This is a genomic window from Xylanibacter sp. (assembly GCF_057607445.1).
The window spans coordinates 179,057-202,155 of record NZ_DBLZAX010000006.1 but is presented as its reverse complement, the minus strand read 5'-3'; the positions used below and the strand labels follow the sequence as shown (position 1 = coordinate 202,155).

Sequence of the window (23,099 nt, the reverse complement as noted above, 5' to 3'; positions counted from 1 at the left end):
TAGAAAAAAGAAGATTTTTTTCATAATAAAGACTTTAAGTTAAACATGCGATTAATATCATCGCAATATTACGAAAAAAATGTTACAGTTGTTTTTTTTTTTTTTATTTTGGTCTTTTTTAACAAAAGGTGTATTTTTTATTATTATGTAGACTTAAAATAATGCAGTTTGTTTTGTCAAATCTCATTTTCTTATCTCGTTTGGTCTGCCTGTTTCGTTTTATACGTCAGGCATGTTGACGCTTGCAATGCTTAATATGAAGTGTATGTCATTCCTTATGATGATGTTCATTGAAGTTGCCGTAGGCGCAGAAACAGAAGTATGCCGTTCTGTATGTTGCCGTATAAAAAAGCAGAACTTTAAAAAAAATTATGGGGCTGTCTCACCCGATTTTTTCTTTCATCATGTTTTCTCTGTCCGCAAGTAATATAAGATATATCCAATTAAAAAAAACTGCCGTTGATGTACGGCAAAATTGGGGCAGCGTGTTGCCGCGATGATTTACGTTTGACGCTCTCAGAATGGCCATGCCCGTGGCGAAACCGCGGTTAGGTGCTGAAAATTGCACAAAAATGCACTTCTGCGTTAACCGCCTGATGTGCAGGGCGTTAAGCCGTTCTGCGGTCTGCCGTGCCCATTGTTAAAAAACATTACTGTGCCGTTTGAGGTGCAAAAACGATAGGTTTAAGCCACAGAAGAGATGCTTCTGCAGCGCAAAAACAGCCCGTTTGCGCCCCGAAAAGCATCATTTTGCGGCAGAGAAAGATGTTGTAAAGTGAATGTATGTTAAATATTTGGCATCTGTGAGTCTGTTGAATTAACATCCGTTATGAATTGTTTTTCCAGATTGAGAAAAATTTTTGTCCTGACTTTTTACCTTTTCCGCTGCCTCCGGCTGCCGTTTTCAGCAAAATAGAGAGATATGAATGTCCGTGCATGATGACATTCTCATCACATTTCTGTTATGTGTTTTTGTAAAGAAATATGATACAGAGGCGGTGGCTGTCCAGTCGCCGTGCAGCCCCTGACAGCTGATGCCGTCAATGATTTTTGCCGCCGTAGGCTGTTGGCCCTAATCTGTTAATTTATTTATACATACAGACCTGAAAATGCAAAAAAACGCCCCTCAGTCCCCGCTTTTTGGCCAATTTGAGCCATTTTTGCTAATTTTTGCCAAATTTGCTCCATTTTCGTCGCCCTATATATTATATTTTTGCAGCAGAAAATTTGTGGCAAAATGGCTGAAAATGAAAAATGCGATAAAGCAGCCTGAACAATTTATTTAATAACAAATAAAAACCTTGAATCATTTAATACCGTAAAAAAGTAAAACAGAGAAAATCATGTAAACATTAACATTTCCAAGTTTAACCCAGAGCGGACGTCAGCCGGCATAATGAGGCTGAGCCGAGAAAAGAAAAAATTAAGAATAATTAATAATCAATACTAATTAACATGAAAAGGAAACTTTCTACTTTATTAATGCTCCTGGCATTGTTCTGCACGCAGGCAGTCTTTGCCCAGACAACAGTGACAGGACAAGTGGTGGATGAAAACGCTGAGCCGCTCATCGGCGCGTCAGTGCAGCTGAAAGGCACATCCACGGGAATGCCTACCGACATCAACGGTAACTTCAAAGTCGACGCAAAGAGCGGACAGACGCTTGTTGTGTCTTACATCGGATATGACACCCGCGAGGTGAAGGTGCCGGCATCGGGCAGCATGAAGATTGTGCTCAAGGCATCAGAAAGCTCACTCGACGGCGTTGTCGTAGTGGGTGTGCTCATGAAGAAGAGCGACCTTACGGGAGCCGTGTCGCATGTCGACGCCGACGTGCTGACCGAGAAGCCCGTAACCACCATCAACGAGGCACTGCAGGGACGCGTTGCCGGCGTGAACATCACAAAGGGTATCACTCCGAGCGACGACTCGTCGATAAAGATCCGCGGTACCAACACCATCAACTCGGGCTCGTCACCTATATATGTAGTAGACGGTCTGGTTATGGACAACCAGTTCGGATTCTTCAACTCTATCAATATCAACGACGTTGAGTCTATCGAGGTTCTCAAGGACGCTTCTGCCACAGCCCTCTACGGTTCGCGCGGTGCCAACGGTGTTATCGTGGTTACAACCAAGAAGGCTCGCAAGGGCGAAGGCACAGTGAGCTACGACGGCTGGGTGAGCTTCTCTACCATGGGCCACCGCCCCGAGACCATGAACGCACAGCAGACATTCGAGCTGCGCGCCGAGGCCTTTGCCAACGGATACGCCTTCAACAACCCCAACGCCACGGCTGAGGAGAAGCAGGCTTACTGGGACAACGTGATCATGGGCTCTAACACAGTGTTCTCCGACGAGGAGTTTGCAGGCTACCGCAGCGGCAAGACATACGACTGGCTGAAGCAGGTTACGCAGACAGGCGTTGAGCACAACCACAGCGTTAGCTTCTCTAAGGGCAGCGACAACAGCAACGTATACGTAAGCCTCGGATACAGCGGACTCGAAGGTATCGTGAAGGGCACAAAGCAGGACAAATACTACGGCCGTATCAACGCCGAGACACAGATAAAGCCCTGGCTGAAGATAGGTACAAACACATCTTACACCTACATGCACGACGACATGCCGTCGGGCGACGTATATAACAAGGCTCTCGAAAAGTCGAACCCGCTCATCGACTACACTCCCTACATGGACGACGCCACACGCCACAACGAAGAATATCTGACTCTCTACTGGCGCGTGCACACAGAGGAGAACAACAACGACTTCAACCCGTTCAACTCTATGGAGATAAAGACAGAGCGCGCACGCTATCACTTCACATCGGCAAACTATGTGAACATCAACCCGATAAAGGGACTCAACATACGCTCTACATTCGCCCTGAACAGATCAGAGCAGAGCTGGAACCAGTTTATACCTACAGGCATACAGGAGTCTATACGCCACAAGAACGGCGACGCCTACGCCACACAGCAGCGCTTCGGCGAGACACAGTGGCAGTGGGACAACACCATCAGCTACGACACACAGATTGACGGAGTGCACAACCTGAACGCCTTCCTCGGAACATCGGCATCAAGATATATATATAATGTGGTTAAGGCAGGCGGCAAGCGCTTCGCAAGCAACGACCTCGGATGGAACGTGCTGGGCAGCTCTGCCGACAGAGAGAACCGCGAGATAGAGTCTGACCTGCAGAACTCATCGCTCATGTCATACGTAGGACGCGTAAACTATAACTACGACCACCGCTACTACGTAACCTTGACCGGACGCTACGACGGATCTTCTAAGTTTGCAGCAGGCAACAGATGGGGCTTCCTGCCGTCATTCTCGCTCGCATGGGACATGACCAACGAGAAGTTCTTCCCGCAGCAGTCATATCTGTCACGCCTGAAGCTGCGCGGAGGCTACGGAGTTGTGGGTAACCAGGACATCAGCAACTACATGTATCTCACGCTCTACTATCCGCAGGCATCCAACGGCGAAGCCTTCTACGGCACCGACGGCCGCCGCGGCACACCGGGACTGACATGGGAGAAGCAGAAGCAGACAAACATAGGAGCCGACCTCGGATTCTTCGACAACAGGCTCAACATCTCGTTCGACTACTACATGATCAGAAACTCTAACCTCCTCATGTCTCACTCGCTGCCAAAGACATCGGGATACACCTACACCGTGGAGAACATCGGAGAGCTGGAGAACAACGGATTCGAGCTCACCATCGGCGCAACACCTATACGCACCAAGGACTTCACATGGAACATCAGCGCCAACCTGTCGCACGACCAGAACAAGGTTACGAAGCTCTATGCAGGCGTTGACGAGATACTCAACGGCACCGACCGCTCGGGCAACATCTTCATAGGCGAGTCGCTCAGCAACATCTACACATACAAGTGCGGAGGCATTGCCAACGAGAACAACCGCGAGCTCTGGGAGAACGTCGACTTCAACGGACGCACCATCGGACTGGGCGACCTCTTCGTGCTCGACATCGACGGACCTGAGGGCAAGCCCGACGGCGTGGTCGACTCTTACGACCGCTACGTTTACGGCGACACCGACCCCGACATCTACGGAGGCTTCTCTACCGACCTTACATGGAAGGGACTCTCGCTCAACGCCGTGTTCACCTACTCGCTCGGCGGACACAGAATCAGCTCTTACTATGAGAACCTCGTAAGCTCTGTAGGTCTGAGCTATGCTTCTACCGACCTGGCTGACCACTGGACAGAGAGCAACACCGACGCCTACTTCCCAAGAGTGATGACAAACACCGTGGGCTACAACAAGTTCTACGCATGGGAGACCGACCGCTATATCCAGAACTCGTCTTACCTGCGCCTGGCTACGCTCACCCTGGCATACAACCTGCCCGACAACTGGCTCAAGCGCATACACATGAAGTCGCTCCGCCTCTACTTCACGGCAAGCAACCTCTTCACCATAACCGACTATAAGGGCTTCGACCCGGAACTTGGCGACTACAACTATCCGCCTACAAGGTCGTACACAATCGGATTAAACTTCAGTTTCTAACACTATCACCATTAAAATAGAAAAACCATGAAAATTAAAAATAAAATAATGACATTGGGCCTGGCGGCAATATCAGCCGTTGCCATGTCTTCATGTTCGGATTTTCTGGATGAAGGACCGAAGACCTCGCTTCCGGAAGACATCATATATTCAGACACAGCCTATGTAGAGTCGAACGTGCAGACTCTCTACAAGAACTGGCGCGGACTCTTCACCGACAGGTATCTCTGGGAGCAGATGGTAGGAACCGACGAGATACAGTCGGGAGCATACCAGGCGCTCAAGGAAGACGGCGGACGCCGCGGATCGCTCGACAAGTATGACGCCCTGCTCACCTCTGAGCTGTCATACGTGGTGGAACAGTGGGAGAACCGCTGGCCCACAGTGAGCGAGGCTGCCAAGATAGTAAACTCGCTCGGAAAGCTCAATCTTGACGAAGACAAGAAGGTAGCCGGACTCTACGGCGAGGCAAGCTTCATACGCGGCGGACTCATGATGGAGCTGGCCATGCTCTACGGACGCATTCCTATCATCGACGTGAGCCGTCAGGACGAGCTGGGCTACGGCCGTCAGCCGCTCAAGGACGTATGGCAGTTTATCATCAACGACCTGAAGAACGCCGCACAGTATTGCCCCGAGACCAACAACCCTGGACGCGCCACACGCTATGCAGCCTCTATGATGCTGGGATATGCCTACATGGCAGCACCCGAGGAGACAGGCCTGCGCGACTTCAGCCTGGCAAAGGATGCGCTCGAGACCGTTGTGAAAGGCCCCTTCAAGCTCGTGGCTTACTATGACCTGTGGGACTACAGCATAACAAACACAAGCGAGTCGATACTCGAGTGGCAGTTCAACAACGTTTATCCTGACTGCAACAGCGTGCAGTTCCAGATTGGCTCGCGTGCCGTTCAGTCATACTTCGGCGACGGATGCTACTACAGCGGCTACGACCATGCCGTGCCTTCACAGTGGGCATACAGCAACGTTGAGGACGGAGGAATATGGGAAGACGGCGACATACGCAAGGAAGAGTCTATACGCTACGACTTCACATACTACGGACAGACACCTACGCTCGACAACATCCTGTGGGAGGAGCTTGGCGACGACCACGACGAGCTGCTGCCGCACATCAAGAAGTATGAAGACTTCCGCACCGACTCTCACTCAGGCCTTGGCATCAACAACGAGTGGAACTCAGGCAAGAACATCCCGTTCCTGCGTCTTGCCAACGCCATTCTGCTCTACGCCGAGTGTCTCAACGAACTGGGACAGACGGGCGAGGCCGTTAAGCAGGTGAACATCGTGAGAAAGCGCGCATGGGAAGACAGCCTGCCTGCCGACAAGGCATGGAGCGAGGGCATGAGCCAGGACGAGTTCCGCAAGGAGATAATGACAGAGCGCGTGCGCGAGCTCTTCGGCGAGCGCTGGCGCAAGTTCGACCTCATCCGCACAGGCCACTTCCTCGACTACGTGTCAGAGCGCAACAAGTGGGCTAAGCGTTCGGGAACAATCCAGGCTTACAACGTTCTGTGGCCGATACCTCTGACAGAGATCAACCAGAACGAGGACATGACCATGGACGACCAGAACGAAGGTTACAGATAAACAACACAGCGGGCTGCGGCCTTGGCCATAGGCTGCAGCCACGCTGCCTTATAAAGGCGGGGCATAGCAGGGCCGTGTGTGCTTATGATAATAAAAAATATTCTTGCAAACTGTTATATCTGAAGCATACACCAGTTTTAACCTACAGGCATACACAGGCCCGGTTATGCCCCGCCTTAAAAAAACAAAACAGGAAAACACAGTCCCTGTCTTACACGCATCATCGGCATCATTGCCGGAGCCTTAGTCTTCAGGATAAAAAATGAAAATACAGCCAATCATATTGTTGCCGGCGTGCCACATAATCGGCAGGCATCTTGCCCGGGCTGCACAGGCGGCCCTGAGCGCGGCGTAGCCGGCATTCAAAGGCACAGCATGTAATTATTAACCTATTTAATTTATATAAAAGATATGAAAGCAAAACTTTACCTCGTCTCGGCTCTTATTGCCTCTGCCGGTACGGCCTTTGCAGCCTCGCAGAAGCCGCAGTACAATGAGATGACGCTGCCCGGAGGCGTGTCGACGGCATATTTCCGCGGAAGCCTGGTATATGCCGACGTCAACGGCGACGGTAACATGGACCTCATCGTGAAGGGCCGCGACCTTAACAACGGATGGAATCCAGACGTGGTGCTGATAACCACCGACAACAGCGGCAACCTTGACAACTCTGTCAAGCTGCCCGCAAGCATGCCCTATGAGAGCACGCTGAGCGCATTCGACTTCAACAACGACGGCCACGTTGACTATCTGCTCTGCAACTACGGCTACGAACTTTACAGAAACAACGGCGACGGCACCTTTGCCAAGGTGGAGAACTTCGCGCTCGAGAGCAACCTCAACATCAGCGACGACAACGGAACGTCGGAGTGCTGGTATATGGGACTGACGGCCATTGCCGACTTCGACATGGACGGCTATCAGGACCTCGTGGTGATGGATGCCGACGGCAATCCGGTGATGTATAAGAACAACGGCGGCGACGGCACCTTCGCAAAGGTTGCCGACTCGGGACTCTTCGCGCAGCGCAACGGAACAATGGCCGTGGGCGACTTCAACAATGACGGATGCCCCGACCTGGCCGTGAGCGGATGGAGCGATGCCGTGGGCAACGACTGCATAACAATCAACAAGAACAACGGCGACGGCACCTTCACGCGTGTTACTTCTGACGCCTTTGCCGGAACAGAGAAAGGCCAGATAATGTTTGTCGACGTTGACGGCGACGGCCGCCTCGACCTCTTCGTTACGGGACAGAGCGGCACAGAGTCGTGGGCAAGCGTGGCATATATCTACAGAAACAACGGCGACGAGACATTCAGCAAGGTCGACGCATCGCTCACAGGAGCACACAAGAGCGGATGCGACTGGGCCGACGTAAACGGCGACGGCATGATAGACATCATCTACTCGGGCGAGACAAGCAACGAGAGCAAGGCAGTGGTGGCAATCAACGAGGGCGGACTGGCCTTCACACAATATGACGACCTGCTCTGCAAGGCACGCGGAGGCGTGGCCGTGGCTGCATACGATATTAACAAGAACGGTTTCCCAAACATAGCAATAATGGGATACAACAACGACGGAGCGCCCCACATGCACGTGTATAACGGACTTTGCTCGCGCAACGTCAACGAGGCTCCCACAGCACCTGCCAACCTCGCCATGAAGGCTGACGGCGGAAAGGTTACGCTGACATGGGACGCCGCCGCTGACAGCAAGACTCCTGCCGAGGCGCTGCGCTACAACGTGTATGTCAAGCTGACCGACGGAAGTCTTGTTACGGTCATTCCGGCCGACCCCGCAACGGGCGCTCTCAGACTGGGCGACGTAAATGCCGCGCTGACATCGCGCAGCTATACGCTCAACATCAGCGCAGATAAGATAGCGGAGTGGGGCGTGCAGGCAATAGACGGAGGCAAGATGGCAGGACCATTTGCCAAGTATGACCCCACATCTGGCATAGACACTGTAACTGACGGAGCCGCAGGCATCAGCATAATGTGCAGCGGCAGCGCCATAACGGTTAGCGCAGACGCAACGCTGACTGTGGCCGACATGGCAGGCAACGTGCTGCTTGGCACAAAGGTTGCTGCCGGACAGGCCGTACAGACAGGTCTTAAAGCCGGAGCCTACATCGTCAGGGCTGAAGGCAAGGACGGAGCAGCAGTGGTGAGAAAGTTCATCATCAGATAGTATTGTTTTTCTAAGATTATTAATTAAAGTTTGTTTCTGAATGAGTGACGCCGGAGGTTTTCCACTTAAAGGGCGTCAAGAATCTCCGGCCGAACTCTCATTCCGGAAGTAAGACAGACAGCCGGGCATGGTGCAGAATAATAAGCACCCGTTATGCAACAAAATAGGCCCCTGGCAGTTTAATAGTTGTAAAGTAATCATAAAGACATGCCGCGGCAAGGCTGGCATCAGTTACAGAGCCTGTGCGGCAGGCGTTGTCTTCAATAAAAATAAATAATAATATGAAAATAGGAAAAGTGATATCAATGGCCGTTATGCTGGCCTGTCCTGCGTGGATGTCGGCACAGCACAATATTACAGACGGCGCATGGAACATAACATTCGACGAGTCGGCCAAGACGCTCACTTACGAGCAGAACGGCAAGCAGCTGATAAAGGGAGCCTACGTTGAGGTGCACAACGCAGCCGAGGAGAAGCTCCTGTCGAAAGACTATCCCAGCGTGTCGCTCACGTCAGAGGCTGTAAGCGACGTGTTCGGCAGCGGAACAAAGTATACATACACCTATTCGGGCCTTGCCGGAAAGGATAACATAGAGCAGTCGATATACATCTATCCGGGCAAGAACTATCTGCTCGTAGAGGCTGCCATCGTGGCAACGGGCGGAACGACAAAGACCAACTACATTGCTCCGATGGTGAGCACCACGTCAACGACCTTCCTCCCCTCGGGCGGAGAGAACGTGGTGTACGACATGCCTCACGACAACGACAACTGGGTGGGCTACTCGGCACAGCCCTGGAGCATAGGTCAGCCTAACACATCGTGCGAGGTGTCGGCCATGTACGACGTGCTCAGCCGCCAGGGACTCGTAGTGGGATCAATAGAACACGACAACTGGAAGAGCGGAATAACCGTTACGCCTAACGGACAGAACCGCCTGCGCAACCTTACGGTGGCTGCCGGAGTGGTGAGCAGCCGCACCAACGACGTGTGGGAAGGACGCCCGTCGCTCACCAAGCACGGCTCTATATCAGGACAGAGAGTGCGCTCGCCTAAGTATTTCTTCGGATATTATGCCGACTGGCGCAACGGTCTTGAGGAGCTGGGCGAGGCTACCGAGAAACTCTGTCCGAAACTGAAGTGGGACAAGGGCACCATCTTTGCATGGCAGAGCTGGGGCGGAATGGCAGAGCACGTAAACTATGAGGGAGCAGTCAACGTGTCTGACTTCTTCAAGCAGCAGCTCGAGCCTAACAACTTCCACAACGAGAACGGCGAGTGCTACATCGTGCTCGATTCTTTCTGGGACAACCTCAGCGACGACCAGCTCAGAAGCTTCGTTCAGCACTGCAAGCAGAACGGACAGCACCCCGGAATATATCACACACCGTTCTCTTACTGGGGCAACGAGTCGCAGGCTGCCATGTACAGACCTTACGAAGGCAGTCCTTACACATGGGCCGACATAGCCATCAGGGCCAACGGACAGCTCAGAAAGATTGCCTCAATAGCTCTCGACCCGACTCACCCCGGTACGCTCGAGTATAACAGAGAGAGATTCAAGAAGTTCAAGGACCTTGGCTTCGAGTATATCAAGCTCGACTTCATCAACAACGGAACCCTCGAGGCCGACAAGTTCTATGAGCCGGGCATAACAACGGGTATGCAGGCCTACACTTACGGCATGGACAAGATTCTGGAGATGGCCGACGGCATGTTTGTCGACCTGTCTATCGCGCCCGTGTTCCCTGCCAAGGGACATGCACGCCGTATATCATGCGACAGCTGGGGCGAGCTCGACAATAGTATGTACACGCTCAACAGCATTGAGCTGGGCTGGTGGCTCGACCGCGTTTATCCTTACAACGACCCCGACCACCTCGTGCTCTCGAGAGCTGAGAGCGAAGGAGCCGCACGTATAAGATACACCTGCGGAGCCATGACGGGCACGGTGCTGCTCGGCGACAACTACAGTCTGGCAGGCTCTTATCCCGGCAAGCAGTCGGAGCGCGACCTGGCAATGAAGATTGCAACCAATGCCGACATCAACGCCGTGGCACACATCGGACGCTCTTTCCGCCCGGTAGACGGCAGACTCGCCACGATGTTCAGCCGTTACGACAAGTACACTTACGGAGTTGACCAGGAGTTTGTGCTCGACACCGAAGACGCTCTCTATTATGTAGTGTTCAATTACGACAAGTCAGCACAGTACACCAAGACTGCCGACTTTGAGCGCCTCGGCATATCAAAGGACAACGTTAAGGGCATAAAGGAGCTCTGGACAGGTCAGACGGTTGAGGTTACAGGTAACGGATTCAACGTTGCCGTTCCGCAGTGCGACGTAAGAATGTACCGCATCGACAAGAACAGCGGCGGCACAGGCATTGCCGGTGTAACCGAAGGAAATTCACAGAATGTTAAAATCAACTATAGCAACGGGAGCCTTACAATGGAGGCTCCCGAAGCCATATCATCTGTTGCAGTCTATGACATGTCGGGAGCATTGCTGCTGAACGACACATTCAAGTCAGCCGCAGGCAGCGCTGCCGTAGCCTTTGACGCCAAGGCCGGAGTGTATGTGGCAAGGATAGTGCTCGAGTCTGGCTGCCCGGTGGCAAAGAAGATTCTCGTAAAATAACATCATGCTTATGGCCGGCATCAGTACGGCAGACACGGCATAAAGCAGCAGTACGGCACAAGCCGTAAGGCTGACATCAGAAACACACTTGCCGCCCGGCGGCAGAAGTATTATCAGAAACAAACAAATTGATCATGAAGCAAAGTACAGTTAAAGCCCCTCAAACCATGGCAGCCCTTATCATGGCCGTGCTTGCGTCAGCCCTGCTGGCGGCATGTCCGGCTTATGCCACGGGCAACTATTCGTTCAAGCGCATTGACAACACCTTCGGGCTGTCGTCGAGCAACGTAAAGTGTGTGGCCGAAGACAGCTACGGATTTATATGGCTCGGCACGAAGAACGGACTGCACCGCTACGACGGCCTCGACATGCGCAGGCTTAACTGCTTTGACCACAAAAAGAAGCAGGGCAACAACAACATTGCGGCCCTGTATGAAGACGAACGCAAGATGATGTGGGTGGGAACAGACCGCGGTGTGTATCTTTACAACCCGAAGACCGACACGTTCAGCTTTCTTGACCGCAAGGACAGGCGCAACGGCAAGTATCCCGACAACTGGGTGCAGACCATTGACGGCGACGGCAAGGGCAACGTGTGGGTGCTTCTGCCCGACCTCGGCGTGTTTCATTATCATGGACAGAGCGTCGACTATTATTCAGTAACGCCGATAAAGGACAACCTGAAAGAAAAGTTCCCGTCTAACATCTGTGTCGACGACAACGGCGACGTGTGGGTAACCACGGCAAGCGCCGGAATATACAAGTTTGACAAGCGTGCCAGAAGGTTTGTAAGGGTGGTGGCAGCCGACGGACAGGACATGGAGGGCGTGATGTTCACCACCGTGGTTGAAGACACCGACGGCTCGCTCATCTTTGCGTCTACCAACGGCTATCTGTTTCGATACAATCCTGTGCATAACACATTCTCTAAAATAAACTTCTCGGCAGAAGGCAAGATATACATGCGCTGCATGCAGTGCTTTGAAGACGAAATATGGATAGGAACACAGCACGGACTGTATATCCTCAACAAATATGACAACACCGAGACCGTGCTGCACGAAGATCCGCTCAACAAGTTCAGCCTGTCTGACGACATAATCTACTGTCTCTACGAGAGCAGGAGCGGCGACGTGTGGATAGGCACGTCTTTCGGCGGAGTGAACTACACATCAAGAAACAAGTTTTACTTTAAGGTGTTCGGCTTGTGGTCGGGGCTTACCGGAAGGGTGGTCAACGGACTTACGCAGAGCGCCGACAACCGCATATGGATAGGAACGGAGGACAGGGGGCTGTTCTCGCTCAATCCGTCAACTAACATAATATCTGCAATCAGTGACATAACGGCAGCACAGAAGACGGTGCTGCTGCTTACAGCATTCAACGGCAGCGTCTATGCCGGATTCTCGCGCGGCGGACTGCTGCGTGTCGACGGCAGCGGCAGGGTGTCAACCGTGCTTAACATCAAGGAGAAGGACAACAGCGTGTATTCATATCTCAAGGACAGCCGCGGCAACGAGTGGGTGGGCCTTGGCTACGCGCTCTACCGCCGCGATGCCGGACAAAAAGACTTCAGGCACGTCAACGAAACCGGCTACGACTGGATATTCAATCTCTTTGAGGCTCACGACGGCACCGTATGGATAGGCACCATGGGCAACGGCGTATGGAGATACACGCCGTCTACTGGCAAATACAAGAGATACGTATCGGGCGAGACATCGCGCAGCGGACTGCGCTCCAACAGCATAAGCTCGTTTATGGAAGACAGCCGCGGCAACGTGTGGGTGTCTACCGACCGCGGCGGAATAAGCCGCTATAACAAGAAAGAAGACAACTTCACGTCGTTCGGAATAGAGGAGGGACTGCCCGACGACGTGGCGTACAACATACTTGAGGACAACAACGGCAACCTGTGGTTCGGCACCAACAAGGGCCTCGTGAAGTTTAATCCCGACACAAGGGCCGTGAGAGTGTTCACCGTGAAAGACGGACTGCCCAACAACCAGTTTAACTACAACTCGGCCATCAAGGCCAACGACGGTCTGTTCTACTTTGGAAGCATAGGCGGAATAATAGCCTTCAACCCCGACAAGGAAGACAACCAGACCATGCAGTCGTCGCTGTATTTCACTCAGTTGAGGATACTTAACGAGGAAGTTACCGTAGACACGAAGAACTCGCCGCTGAAGGAGAACATCATGTTCACCAGACGCCTCACCCTGCCTTACGACATGGCAACATTCTCGCTGAGGGTGGTGTCGCCGAGCTTCGGCGTTACCAGCGGCAGCATGTACAGCTACAAGCTCGAGCCCGTCAACTCAGAATGGATAAGCATGTCGGGCAACCAGATATCGTTTGCCAACCTGCCTCCGGGCACATACAACCTGTGTGTAAAGGTTGACACACACGGACAGACCATAACCAAAAGTCTTGAGATAGTGATAACTCCGCCATGGTACAGTTCTAAATGGGCCTATCTGGCATACATTATACTTATCGTGGCCGGAGTTATGCTGTGGTTTGTGCTCTACCGCAACCACAAGGAGAAGCAGCTGCGCGAGCGCCAGCACCTCTTTGCCGTGAACAAGGAGAAGGAGCTGTATCAGAACAAGGTGAACTTCTTTACCGAAGTGGCCCACGAGATACGCACGCCGCTGACGCTGATCGACGCGCCGCTCGAGGCCATAGAGGAGATAGGGATAAACAACAGCCGCGTGCAGCACTATCTGAAAGTTACGCGGCAGAACACCAAGCGGCTGCTCAACCTTACGGGCCAGCTGCTCGACTTCCAGAAGATCGACTCCAACAGGCTTACGTTCAAATATGAGAACGTAGACATAAGCGCGCTGGTGAACGAGACCATTGACCGCTTTGAGCCTGCCATGACGCTGAAGGACAAGGAGCTGATAAGAAACGTGGCCGACGAGCCCGTGATAGTTTCTACCGACAGGGAGGCAGTCATCAAGATTCTGAGCAACCTGCTTAACAACGCCCTGAAGTATGCCCGCCGCAGAGTGAAGGTGTCGCTCACTACAGACGACAGCAACTTCATAATAAAGGTTACGAGCGACGGCGACAAGATATCAGACAGCGAGAAGAAGCTCATCTTCAAGCGCTTCTACCAGATAGACAAGTCGAACAGCGGCGAGAACGGCGTGGGCATAGGCCTTCCGCTTTCGCTTTCGCTCGCATCGCTGCTGGGCGGAAGTCTTGAGCTGGCCGACGACGGCAGCGACGGCAACACCTTTGTGGCCATACTGCCGCAGAACAAGGAGGGCATAAAGCACAACAACAAGCTGACCGTTGACACGTCTGACTATCTGCTCGAGGAAGAAACCAACCAGGCAAAGGAGAACACAGGCGGATACACCGTGCTGATAGTTGAGGACAACGACAACATGCGCGAGTTTCTGGCCGAGCAGGCCAACATGTCGTTCACGATAGAGACGGCGCGCAACGGCAAGGAGGCTCTCGAGAAGCTGGCCGGCAGCCACATCGACCTGATAGTGTCAGACGTGATGATGCCCGAGATGGACGGCTTCAGCCTGTGCAAGGCGGTCAAGGCAGACATCAACCTGTCGCACATACCTATAGTGTTCATCACCGCCAAGAACGACCTCGAGAGCAAGATAAAAGGCCTGCAGCTCGGCGCTGAGGCATATATAGAGAAGCCCTTCTCGGTGAAGTTCTTCCGCCAGCTCATACGTTCGCTGCTCGACAACAGGCGGCGCGAGCGCGAGTCGTTCTCCAAAAAGCCCTTCTTCAACATGGACAACATGCACATGACGAAGGCCGACGAGGAGTTTATGAACAAGGTCATAAAGATTATAGAGGACAACGTGGGCGAAGACAACTTCAACGTGGAGTGCATGGCCGACATTCTGTGCATGAGCCACTCGAGCCTGCTGCGCAAGATAAAGTCGGTGTTCAACATGTCGCCCGTTGAGCTTATCAGGCTCATCAAGCTGAAGAAGGCCGCCGAGCTCATACAGGAGGGCAAGCACCTCATAGGCGACATCTGCTATATGGTGGGCATATCGTCGCCGTCGTATTTCAGCAAGCTGTTCTTCAAGCAGTTTGGCATAAGCCCGAAGGACTTTGAGAAGCAGTGCAGGGAGAAGCAGGGCAACGGCTGAGCACCATAAAAAAAACGGACAGACCAAGATTGTTACGGCACCGGCGCTGAAAGCCGGCGCCGTGGCCCGTGCCATGACCGCGAAGATGATAAGGACAAAATGTTTTAACCTATGAAAACAAGCAATTTCAGACGCATTGCGGCAGCTGCTGCCGTGGCCTTGTGTGCCGCCGGAGCAGACGCAAAGGTGGTGCTGCCTCACTTTGTTACCGACAGCATGGTGGTTCAGCAGCAGAGCCTCTGGACCATAACGGGCAGGAGCAGCGGCAGCAGGGTGAAGGTCAGGGCCTCGTGGAGCAGGCATGCCCTGACGGCTAAGGTGATGAGCGACGGCACGTTCAGCATCAGGCTGGCCACGCCCAAGGCCGGAGGACCCTACACGATAACCTTCGACGACGGCGACATGACCACGCTGCGCGACATCTATTCGGGCGAGGTGTGGCTCTGTTCGGGGCAGTCGAACATGGAGATGCCCGTGGGCGGCTGGGGAAAGGTGATGAACTACTGGCACGAGATAATGTCGGCCAATCATCCCGAAGTGAGATTCTTGCAGATAAGCAAGCAGCGCAGCTTTGTGCCCGCGGCCGACACCGACGTGAACATGGGCGGCTGGCGCACGTGCACGCCGGAGACCGTTGAGAACTTCTCGTCGGTGGCATACTTCTATGCCCGCGAGATGGCAAGGCGCCTGGGCGTCCATGTGGGCGTGATAGACTGCACCTGGGGCGGCACGCCGGCTGAGGCTTGGAGCAGCTATGCAGGCGTCAGCTCGGTTGAGGGATTTGAGAACGAGACGGGCATGATGGCCGACAACGGCTTCGACAAGGACAGGATAAAGGCCGAATATGAGCGCCGCGTGGCAGAGTGGGTGAGCATGGCCACGGAGGGTGTGGCCGACAGCGGCGGCAAGATGTGCCTGCCAGCCGACGGCAGTCTGCCCGTGATGTCCGTTCCGGGGCAGTGGGAAAGCTCTGCCCTGCCCGGATTCAACGGCATTGTGCTGATGCAGCGCGAGATTGACATACCTGCCGGATGGGCAGGAAAGCCCGTAGAGCTGCACCTCGGAGCCATAGACGACGAAGACGTTACCTACTTTAACGGAACAAAGATAGCCGAAGGCTCGGGCTACAACGTGGAGCGCACCTACACCGTTCCGGCAGAGCTGGTGAAGGGCGGCAAGGCTCTGATAACCGTAAGAGTTACCGACTTTGAGGGCGAGGGCGGCATCTGCGGCAGCGCTTCAGACCTGTTTGCACGGCAGGGCGACAGCCGCCTGCCGCTCGACGGCAACTGGACCTACAAGGTGGCTGCCGACTTCGGCAAGCTGCCGCGGCGTCCTGTGTCGGCCGAGAGCGCGTCTTTCCCCACGGTGCTATACAACGCCATGCTCTATCCGCTGCGGCAGTTGCCCATAAAGGGCGTGCTGTGGTATCAGGGCTGCGCCAACGTGGGGCGTGCCGCCCAGTATGGGCCGCTGTTCCGCCGGCTTATATCCGACTGGCGCCGCCTGTGGGGCAACGACAGCCTGCCGTTCTATTTTGTTCAGCTGGCGGCATATCTTAAGCCCGTGCAGGTGCAGCCCGACTCTGAGTGGGCGGCGCTGCGGCAGGCACAGGCAGGCGCGCTGAGCCTTGACGGCACGGCCATGGTGGTTACGACAGACATAGGCGACAGCACCGACATACATCCGAAGAACAAGCAGGAGGTGGCGCGCAGGCTGTCGCTCGTGGCTCTCCGGCGCGCCTACGGCTTCAGCGACATAACCGACAGGGCGCCCGCCCTGAGCAGCTGCGAGATAAATGGCAGCGAGGCAGTGCTGAGGTTTGACGGCGATGTGGTTACCAGGGGCGAGGCTCCGCGAGGCTTCATCGTGCTGACTGACAAGGGGCAGTGGGCCGCGCCCGAAGCCGTGAAGACCGACGCGCGCACCATAAGGATAACCGCAGGCGGAAACATAGTGGCCGTGAGATACAACTGGGCCGACTATCCCTGCGGCAACCTGTTCGGGCCAACGGGGCTGCCCGTGGCTCTGTTTGAGGCAGGCTCACGCTGACCATGTGGCCCTGTGCACAGGAAAATCAGGACATTAAGGACATAAATATTTTTAACTAATAAAACACAGTAAAGACATGAAAATCGTAACAAAACTATTCGTGGCACTTGGCCTGCTGGCATTTGTCTGCAAGGCCGGCGCCAAAGAACAGATTGTGGTAGAGACCGGCAGCACGAGCCTCGTGTTCACCGTGGGCGACAACGGCCGGCTGTACCAGAGCTACTTCGGCAAGCGCCTTACGGACAAGAGCGAGTATGCCATGCTGCCGCAGGGCAAGGAGGCATACATGACACACGGCATGGAAGACTACTTTGAGCCTGCGCTCCACATAACGCGCTCTGACGGCAACCCGTCGACGCTGCTGAAATACAAGAGGCACGAGACAAAGGCATGCGACGGCGGCACGGAGACCGTGATATATCTTGCCGACCCCGTGTATGCCGACGAGGTGGCAATGCACTTTGTGGCCTACGCCAAAGAAGACGTGTTTAAGGCGTGGACCGAGATATTCAACAGGGAGAAGTCGGCCATAACGCTCGAGAAGTATGCCTCGTCGATGCTCCACATGTATGCGCCGAAATATTACCTGACACAGTATAACGGCGACTGGGCCACCGAGGCAGGCAGCCACACGCAGGAGCTTTACTTCGGCAAGAAGGTGATAGACACCAAGCTGGGAGCGCGCGCCGACATGTTCTGCCAGCCCTTCTTCCAGCTGTCGCTCGGCAGCAAGGCCACTGAGAGAGAAGGCGAGGTGCTGGTGGGCACGCTGGCATGGACGGGCAACTTCAGGTTTACGTTCGAGGTTGACAACCTTGGCGGCCTGCGCGTGATAAGCGGCATCAACCCCTATGCGTCGCAGTACACCGTGGCAAAGAACAAGAGCTTCAGGACTCCTGAGTTTATCTTCACCCTGAGCCAGAGCGGAACAGGACACGCCAGCCGCAACCTGCACGACTGGGCACGCAAGTATCAGATAAAGGACGGACAGGGCGACCGCATGACTCTGCTGAACAACTGGGAGGCTACCTACTTCGACTTCGACGAGAACAAGCTGCTCTCGCTCATCGGTGAGGCCAAGGAGCTGGGCGTTGACATGTTCCTGCTCGACGACGGATGGTTCGGCAACAAATACAAGCGCCACAGCGACACGCAGGCACTGGGCGACTGGGAGGTTACGGCCGACAAGCTGCCCAACGGCATAGGACGACTGACGGAGGAGGCCAAGAAGCAGGGCGTGAAGTTCGGCCTGTGGATAGAGCCTGAGATGGTGAGCCCCAAGTCGGAGCTGTATGAGAAGCACAAGGACTGGGTGATAACGCTGCCCAACCGCGAGGAGTATTACTTCAGAAACCAGCTCGTGCTCGACCTGTCTAACCCCAAGGTGCAGGACTATGTGTTCGGTGTGGTGGACGGACTGATGACGAAATATCCCGACATAGCCTACTTCAAGTGGGACTGCAACAGCCCGATAACCAACATCTACTCTAACTACGAGAAAATGAAGCAGACACACCTTTATGTTGACTACGTGCGCGGACTCTACAACGTGCTGGAGCGCATCAAGGCAAAATATCCCGACCTGCCCATGATGCTGTGCTCGGGCGGAGGCGGACGCACCGACTATGAGGCGCTGAAATATTTTGTAGAGATGTGGCCGAGCGACAACACCGACCCCGTGGAGCGCATCTTCATACAGTGGGGCTACTCGCAGGTGTTCCCTGCCAAGGTGCAGTGTGCCCACGTAACTACATGGAACAAGGCGGCAAGCATAAAGTTCAGGGTGAACGTGGCCATGATGGGCAAGATGGGCTTCGACATCAACCTGCACGACATTCCGGCAGGAGAGCTGGCCTACTGCAAGCAGTCGATAGCCGACTTCAACAGGCTGAAGCCCGTGATACTCGACGGCGACCAGTATCGCCTCGTGTCGCCATACGAGGGCAACCACACCTCTACGATGTATGTCAGCAAGGACAAGGCTAGCGCCGTGGTGTTTGCCTTTGACATATTCCCGCGCTACAGCGAGAAGCTATACAACGTGGTGATGGAAGGGCTCGACGCTTCGAAGAAGTATGACGTGCGCGAGATAAACCGTGCCGACGGCTCGCAGGGCGAGGTGAAGACCTACTCGGGCGAGTATCTCATGACCGTTGGTCTGCCGCTCTTCAGCGCGCAGAAGCTTAGCAGCCGCGTGTATGAGCTGAAGGCAAGATAACGGGGCCGATGCCTTTGATATAAAACTAAAAAGGTCCGGCAGCCATGTCCTGATGACGTGGCTGCCGGACTTTCTTTTATCCCATATCTGCCTTCGCAGGGCATGGCTGCCGTTAGTGTGCCTGCCTCATTGCCGCAGGATTTTTGGGCGGCATGGGCGGATGTGCAGGGCTGAAGCATGCGGCGCCGTGAATGGTATGAGGCGGCTGCATGACGCCTGACTGGCTGCATGACTCCGGGCTGCATGCATGGTGGCTGCCCGTATATTTGCTGCTGCGGACATAAATAAAGCCCGGAGCCAGAGAGTCTGACGCCGGGCAATGAAGCGCTCTTCACAAAAAATAATGTCCTATTTCATAATTTTTATTGCCTTGCTTGTTCCGTCGGCATACTTGCTTACCATGATGCTTACGCCCTGGGCTGCATTGCTGATGCGGCGGCCTGAGAGGTCGAAGTATTCTGTTGCTACGACATCCTTGTTGCTGTTTTCAACATTGCTGATGGCTGTTGTAGACTTGCCTGTTATGGTCATGTTTTTGCAAGATCCGCTGAAATAGTATCCTTCATCATTCTGGCTGTCGCCGGGATAGTAGAAGTAGTCAGTCAGTTCTATTCCGCTCTCAGATGTGTAAGAGTCGCTCGAGCTGCTGTATGTGAACTTGCAGTTGTCAACAAAGTCTGTTGCTGTTCCGAAGAGCAGTGCATTGTCGTCGCTTGCCACTCCGTAAGAAGAAACGATGAGGTCGTCGCCTTCAAACGTTCCCATCAACCATGCCTCAGGATATTCGGGCATGAGGTTCTTTATATAGCAAAGATCGCCAAGGTTTACTATGTCGACAGTTGTAGATTTGCTGTTTCCGTAGTAGTCGTTGTAAGTGTATTTGTGTGAAACTGCCTCTGGGAATAACTCTGTCGGATAATAATAAAGGTCTGTGCAGTAGGTGTAAACCTCTGTCTGGCTGCCGTTGGTGATGAATGCTGCGAGATATTCGCCTTCAGCAGAGTAGTAGATTCCGCTCTCTGAGTCGAGTGACAGCTTGAAGCTGGCTGTGCTGAGCGGTTCTTTTGTCTTATAGTCCATCGGGCATATATACAGAGAAATTCCGTCTTGATTGTATATCTCCTGATTGTTCTCTATGGTTATCTGTTTTGTGGCCTCGTCGTATGTACCTTTAAGATATATGTCTTCGCCCACAACGGTTCTAAGGAACATGTTAGGTATGCTTACCGTGCCGTCATTGCCGAACACGATGTCATATTTTACGTGCAGTCTCTGCATTTCGCCTACTTGACTTACCGACTCGATGCAGTCTGTATAGTATGATTTTGTTGTTCCTTCAGGTGCGGCCTGTGCCTTCACCTTGTTTGTGCTGTTTGCTTTTTTCAGGTTAACGCGGTTGGAGGTCTCAAATTTCATGCTGTTTTCGGCTTTCTGTCCGTTCAGTTTGGTTGCCTTTAGCATTGGTGTCTGTGCAAATGTGTTCATTGAGAACAGTGTAAATGCAATAAGTAAAAGTTTCTTCATAAGCTAACTTTTAGTCGGTTAAACATTATAAGTTGATGTTGTATTTCTCTTCAAAAGTAATATTTTTTATCTTAAATGAGATTAAAATTGAAATATTTTTTTAGTTTTATATTATCATAATTGATTTATATCAATCGGAAAATACAAAAAGTTACAGATTGTAAGCCTTTGTGCTGCTTTGTTTGCCCTTTGTCATTTAATAAGTGTAAAGTTGCGTCTTTTATGTTATGTACGTGCGCCTGTGCGTTACTTTTCTTATGGGCGCCGCGCGCGTATGTGCATGCGCCTGTCTCTGCCTGTGCGCGCGTGCGCAGCGGTCTTGTTCGTATGCGTGCGCACGGCCGTGTTTGCAGGGCTTCCGTCGTTGCCGTTATGCCGGCTTTGGGCATCGGAATATGGGCAGGAAGACGGTAAAAACTCAGGACAAAATTATTTTCCGTTCTGGAAAATCAAAGTATAACGGATGTTAAAATATGGTTTTCAAATATATTCTTTTATTAACATCGGTTAGCTTTTGTGTGCGTTGTGTGTCTTAAAACCGGTATTTTCAGACGCCAAAAGGGCGCTTTTCATGGTGCAGGAGCATTGCTTTCGGTGCCTAAACCTATCGTTTTTGCACCTCAAACGGCACAGTAATGTTTTTTAACACGGCCGACCGAGCAGCCGTTTTGATGTAAATGCCTGAATGTCAGATGCTTGGCAAAAATGCTGATTTTCCGGTTTTTTCGCGCCAAACGGCCGTGGCGCCACGGCTGTGGCCATTCTGAGAGCGTCAAGCGTCATGCCTTTTGTCATAAAAGTTTACAAAAGTCTGCGCCCCGTGCAGCGTGTCCTGCCTGTAGGTATGCCGCCGCCGGCAGGGGCATGTGCGCCCCCGTGGCGTCAGATTATGCCGAAATGGCGCAGCGCCTTGCTCACGCCGTCGTTGTCAACATGGTCGGTAACGTATGATGCCAGCGCCTTCACGTCGTCGATGGCGTTGCCCATGGCCACGCCTATGCCCGCCGCGCAGATTATCGACTTGTCGTTGCCGCCGTCGCCGAAGGCCATAGTCTCGCTGATGTCCATGCCCAGGTGTTCGGCCATGCGCTGCAGCGCCTTACCCTTGTCGGCCCCGCGCGCCGTCACGTCGGCAAATGCCGGATACCATCTTGCGGCTATGCAGTGGGGCAGCTGTGGCATGACGAGCTTCTCCTGCTGCTCGTCTATGATGGGCGTAAGCTGCAGTATGGGCTGGCTTAGCACCGTTTCGAGACTGATGTCCTCGCCTAGGTCGCTTACGTTGAGCAGCTGTCGGAACACTTTGTCAACCATCTCGTCGGGATGATACACCGTGAGGTCTTTCGCCCCAACCACCATCGTGGCAAAGTTCATCTCGTCTGCCAGCCGTATCAGCGTGCGTGCGTCCTCGAGCGGAATGTCTACGCAGCTCACCACCTTGTCGCCTATGAAGCTGTAGGCGCCGTTAGTGGTTATATATCCGTCTATCAGATGTTCTATGGCGTGCAGGTTGTTGATCAGTTTCACCGGCCGTCCGGTAGATATATACACGCCCACGCCGTTTCTCTTTGCCTGTTCGAGTGCGTCAACCGTTGATTGTGGTATCTCGTGTGTGTTGAAGCTCACGAGTGTTCCGTCTATGTCAAAAAATAAAGCCTTAATCATACTCTTTTCCTGAAATTATCTTTATTGAGTGCAAAGATAGTGCAAGCCGAGTGCACTGCAAAATGAAAAACATAGTTTTTTAAGTTTGCAGTGCCGAGGCGCCGCCTATATTATTCAAAGATAGTGCAAGCCGAGTGCACTGCAAAATGAAAGACGCAGTTTTTTAAGTTTGCAGTGTTGAGGCGAAGCCTATATTATTTAAAGATAGTGCAAGGTGAGTGCATGGCAAAATGAAAGACGCAGTTTTTTTTTAAAGTTTGCATTGTTGAGGCGAAGCCTGTTTTATATAATAAGGAAGTATGAATTTCGGATCGCAGATCCTTATACTATATGCTGTCGGATTTTTCGCTTTGCTCAACAACTCGTGCAAATCCGACAGAACAATAGCCTTGTTTTTTCGCATCGTAAATATGTCTTATATGTAATCAAATACAGATGACATCAGTCTTGTTTTTCGTATTGTAGATTTACATATTGCCACAAATAGTGTTATCATTT

The 23,099-nt window shown here is 52.9% G+C and carries 9 protein-coding genes; 7 read left to right on the top strand and 2 right to left on the bottom strand.

Going from position 1 to position 23,099, the window contains the following annotated elements:
• The first annotated feature begins 1,455 nt into the window (after positions 1 to 1,455).
• From ACZMIG_RS06885 to ACZMIG_RS06855, 7 genes are all read left to right on the top strand, one after another.
• Positions 1,456 to 4,554, top strand: a complete 3,099-nt coding sequence (locus ACZMIG_RS06885) for a SusC/RagA family TonB-linked outer membrane protein (RefSeq protein ID WP_021855842.1) — start codon at positions 1,456 to 1,458, stop codon at positions 4,552 to 4,554.
• Positions 4,555 to 4,581: 27 nt separating this feature from the next.
• Positions 4,582 to 6,165 (top strand): RagB/SusD family nutrient uptake outer membrane protein, encoded by a 1,584-nt coding sequence (locus tag ACZMIG_RS06880; protein WP_053397648.1) that lies wholly within the window; start codon positions 4,582 to 4,584, stop codon positions 6,163 to 6,165.
• 411 nt (positions 6,166 to 6,576) lie between these two features.
• Positions 6,577 to 8,361 (top strand): T9SS type A sorting domain-containing protein, encoded by a 1,785-nt coding sequence (locus ACZMIG_RS06875; protein ID WP_486997561.1) that lies wholly within the window; start codon positions 6,577 to 6,579, stop codon positions 8,359 to 8,361.
• A gap of 281 nt (positions 8,362 to 8,642) precedes the next feature.
• Positions 8,643 to 11,003: a hypothetical protein gene (locus ACZMIG_RS06870; protein ID WP_053397646.1), complete on the top strand. Its 2,361-nt coding sequence runs from the start codon at positions 8,643 to 8,645 to the stop codon at positions 11,001 to 11,003.
• A 134-nt stretch (positions 11,004 to 11,137) separates the two neighbouring features.
• Positions 11,138 to 15,142 (top strand): hybrid sensor histidine kinase/response regulator transcription factor, encoded by a 4,005-nt coding sequence (locus tag ACZMIG_RS06865; protein ID WP_487889345.1) that lies wholly within the window; start codon positions 11,138 to 11,140, stop codon positions 15,140 to 15,142.
• A 111-nt stretch (positions 15,143 to 15,253) separates the two neighbouring features.
• The gene (locus ACZMIG_RS06860; RefSeq protein WP_487889344.1) at positions 15,254 to 17,194 is read left to right on the top strand and encodes a sialate O-acetylesterase; all 1,941 of its coding nucleotides are present in this window, start codon (positions 15,254 to 15,256) and stop codon (positions 17,192 to 17,194) included.
• 76 nt (positions 17,195 to 17,270) lie between these two features.
• Entirely contained in the window at positions 17,271 to 19,412 is a 2,142-nt protein-coding gene (locus tag ACZMIG_RS06855) for an alpha-galactosidase (RefSeq protein ID WP_125105070.1), read from the top strand.
• Between the two features lie 348 nt (positions 19,413 to 19,760).
• On the opposite strand, the gene ACZMIG_RS06850 is transcribed toward ACZMIG_RS06855, so the two are convergent.
• Complete coding sequence (locus ACZMIG_RS06850; protein ID WP_487889343.1) at positions 19,761 to 20,936, bottom strand: hypothetical protein; 1,176 nt, start codon at positions 20,934 to 20,936, stop codon at positions 19,761 to 19,763.
• A gap of 882 nt (positions 20,937 to 21,818) precedes the next feature.
• Positions 21,819 to 22,601 carry a Cof-type HAD-IIB family hydrolase gene (locus tag ACZMIG_RS06845; protein WP_487889342.1) on the bottom strand — a complete coding sequence of 261 codons (783 nt, stop codon included), beginning with the start codon at positions 22,599 to 22,601 and terminating at the stop codon, positions 21,819 to 21,821.
• Positions 22,602 to 23,099: the final 498 nt, after the last annotated feature.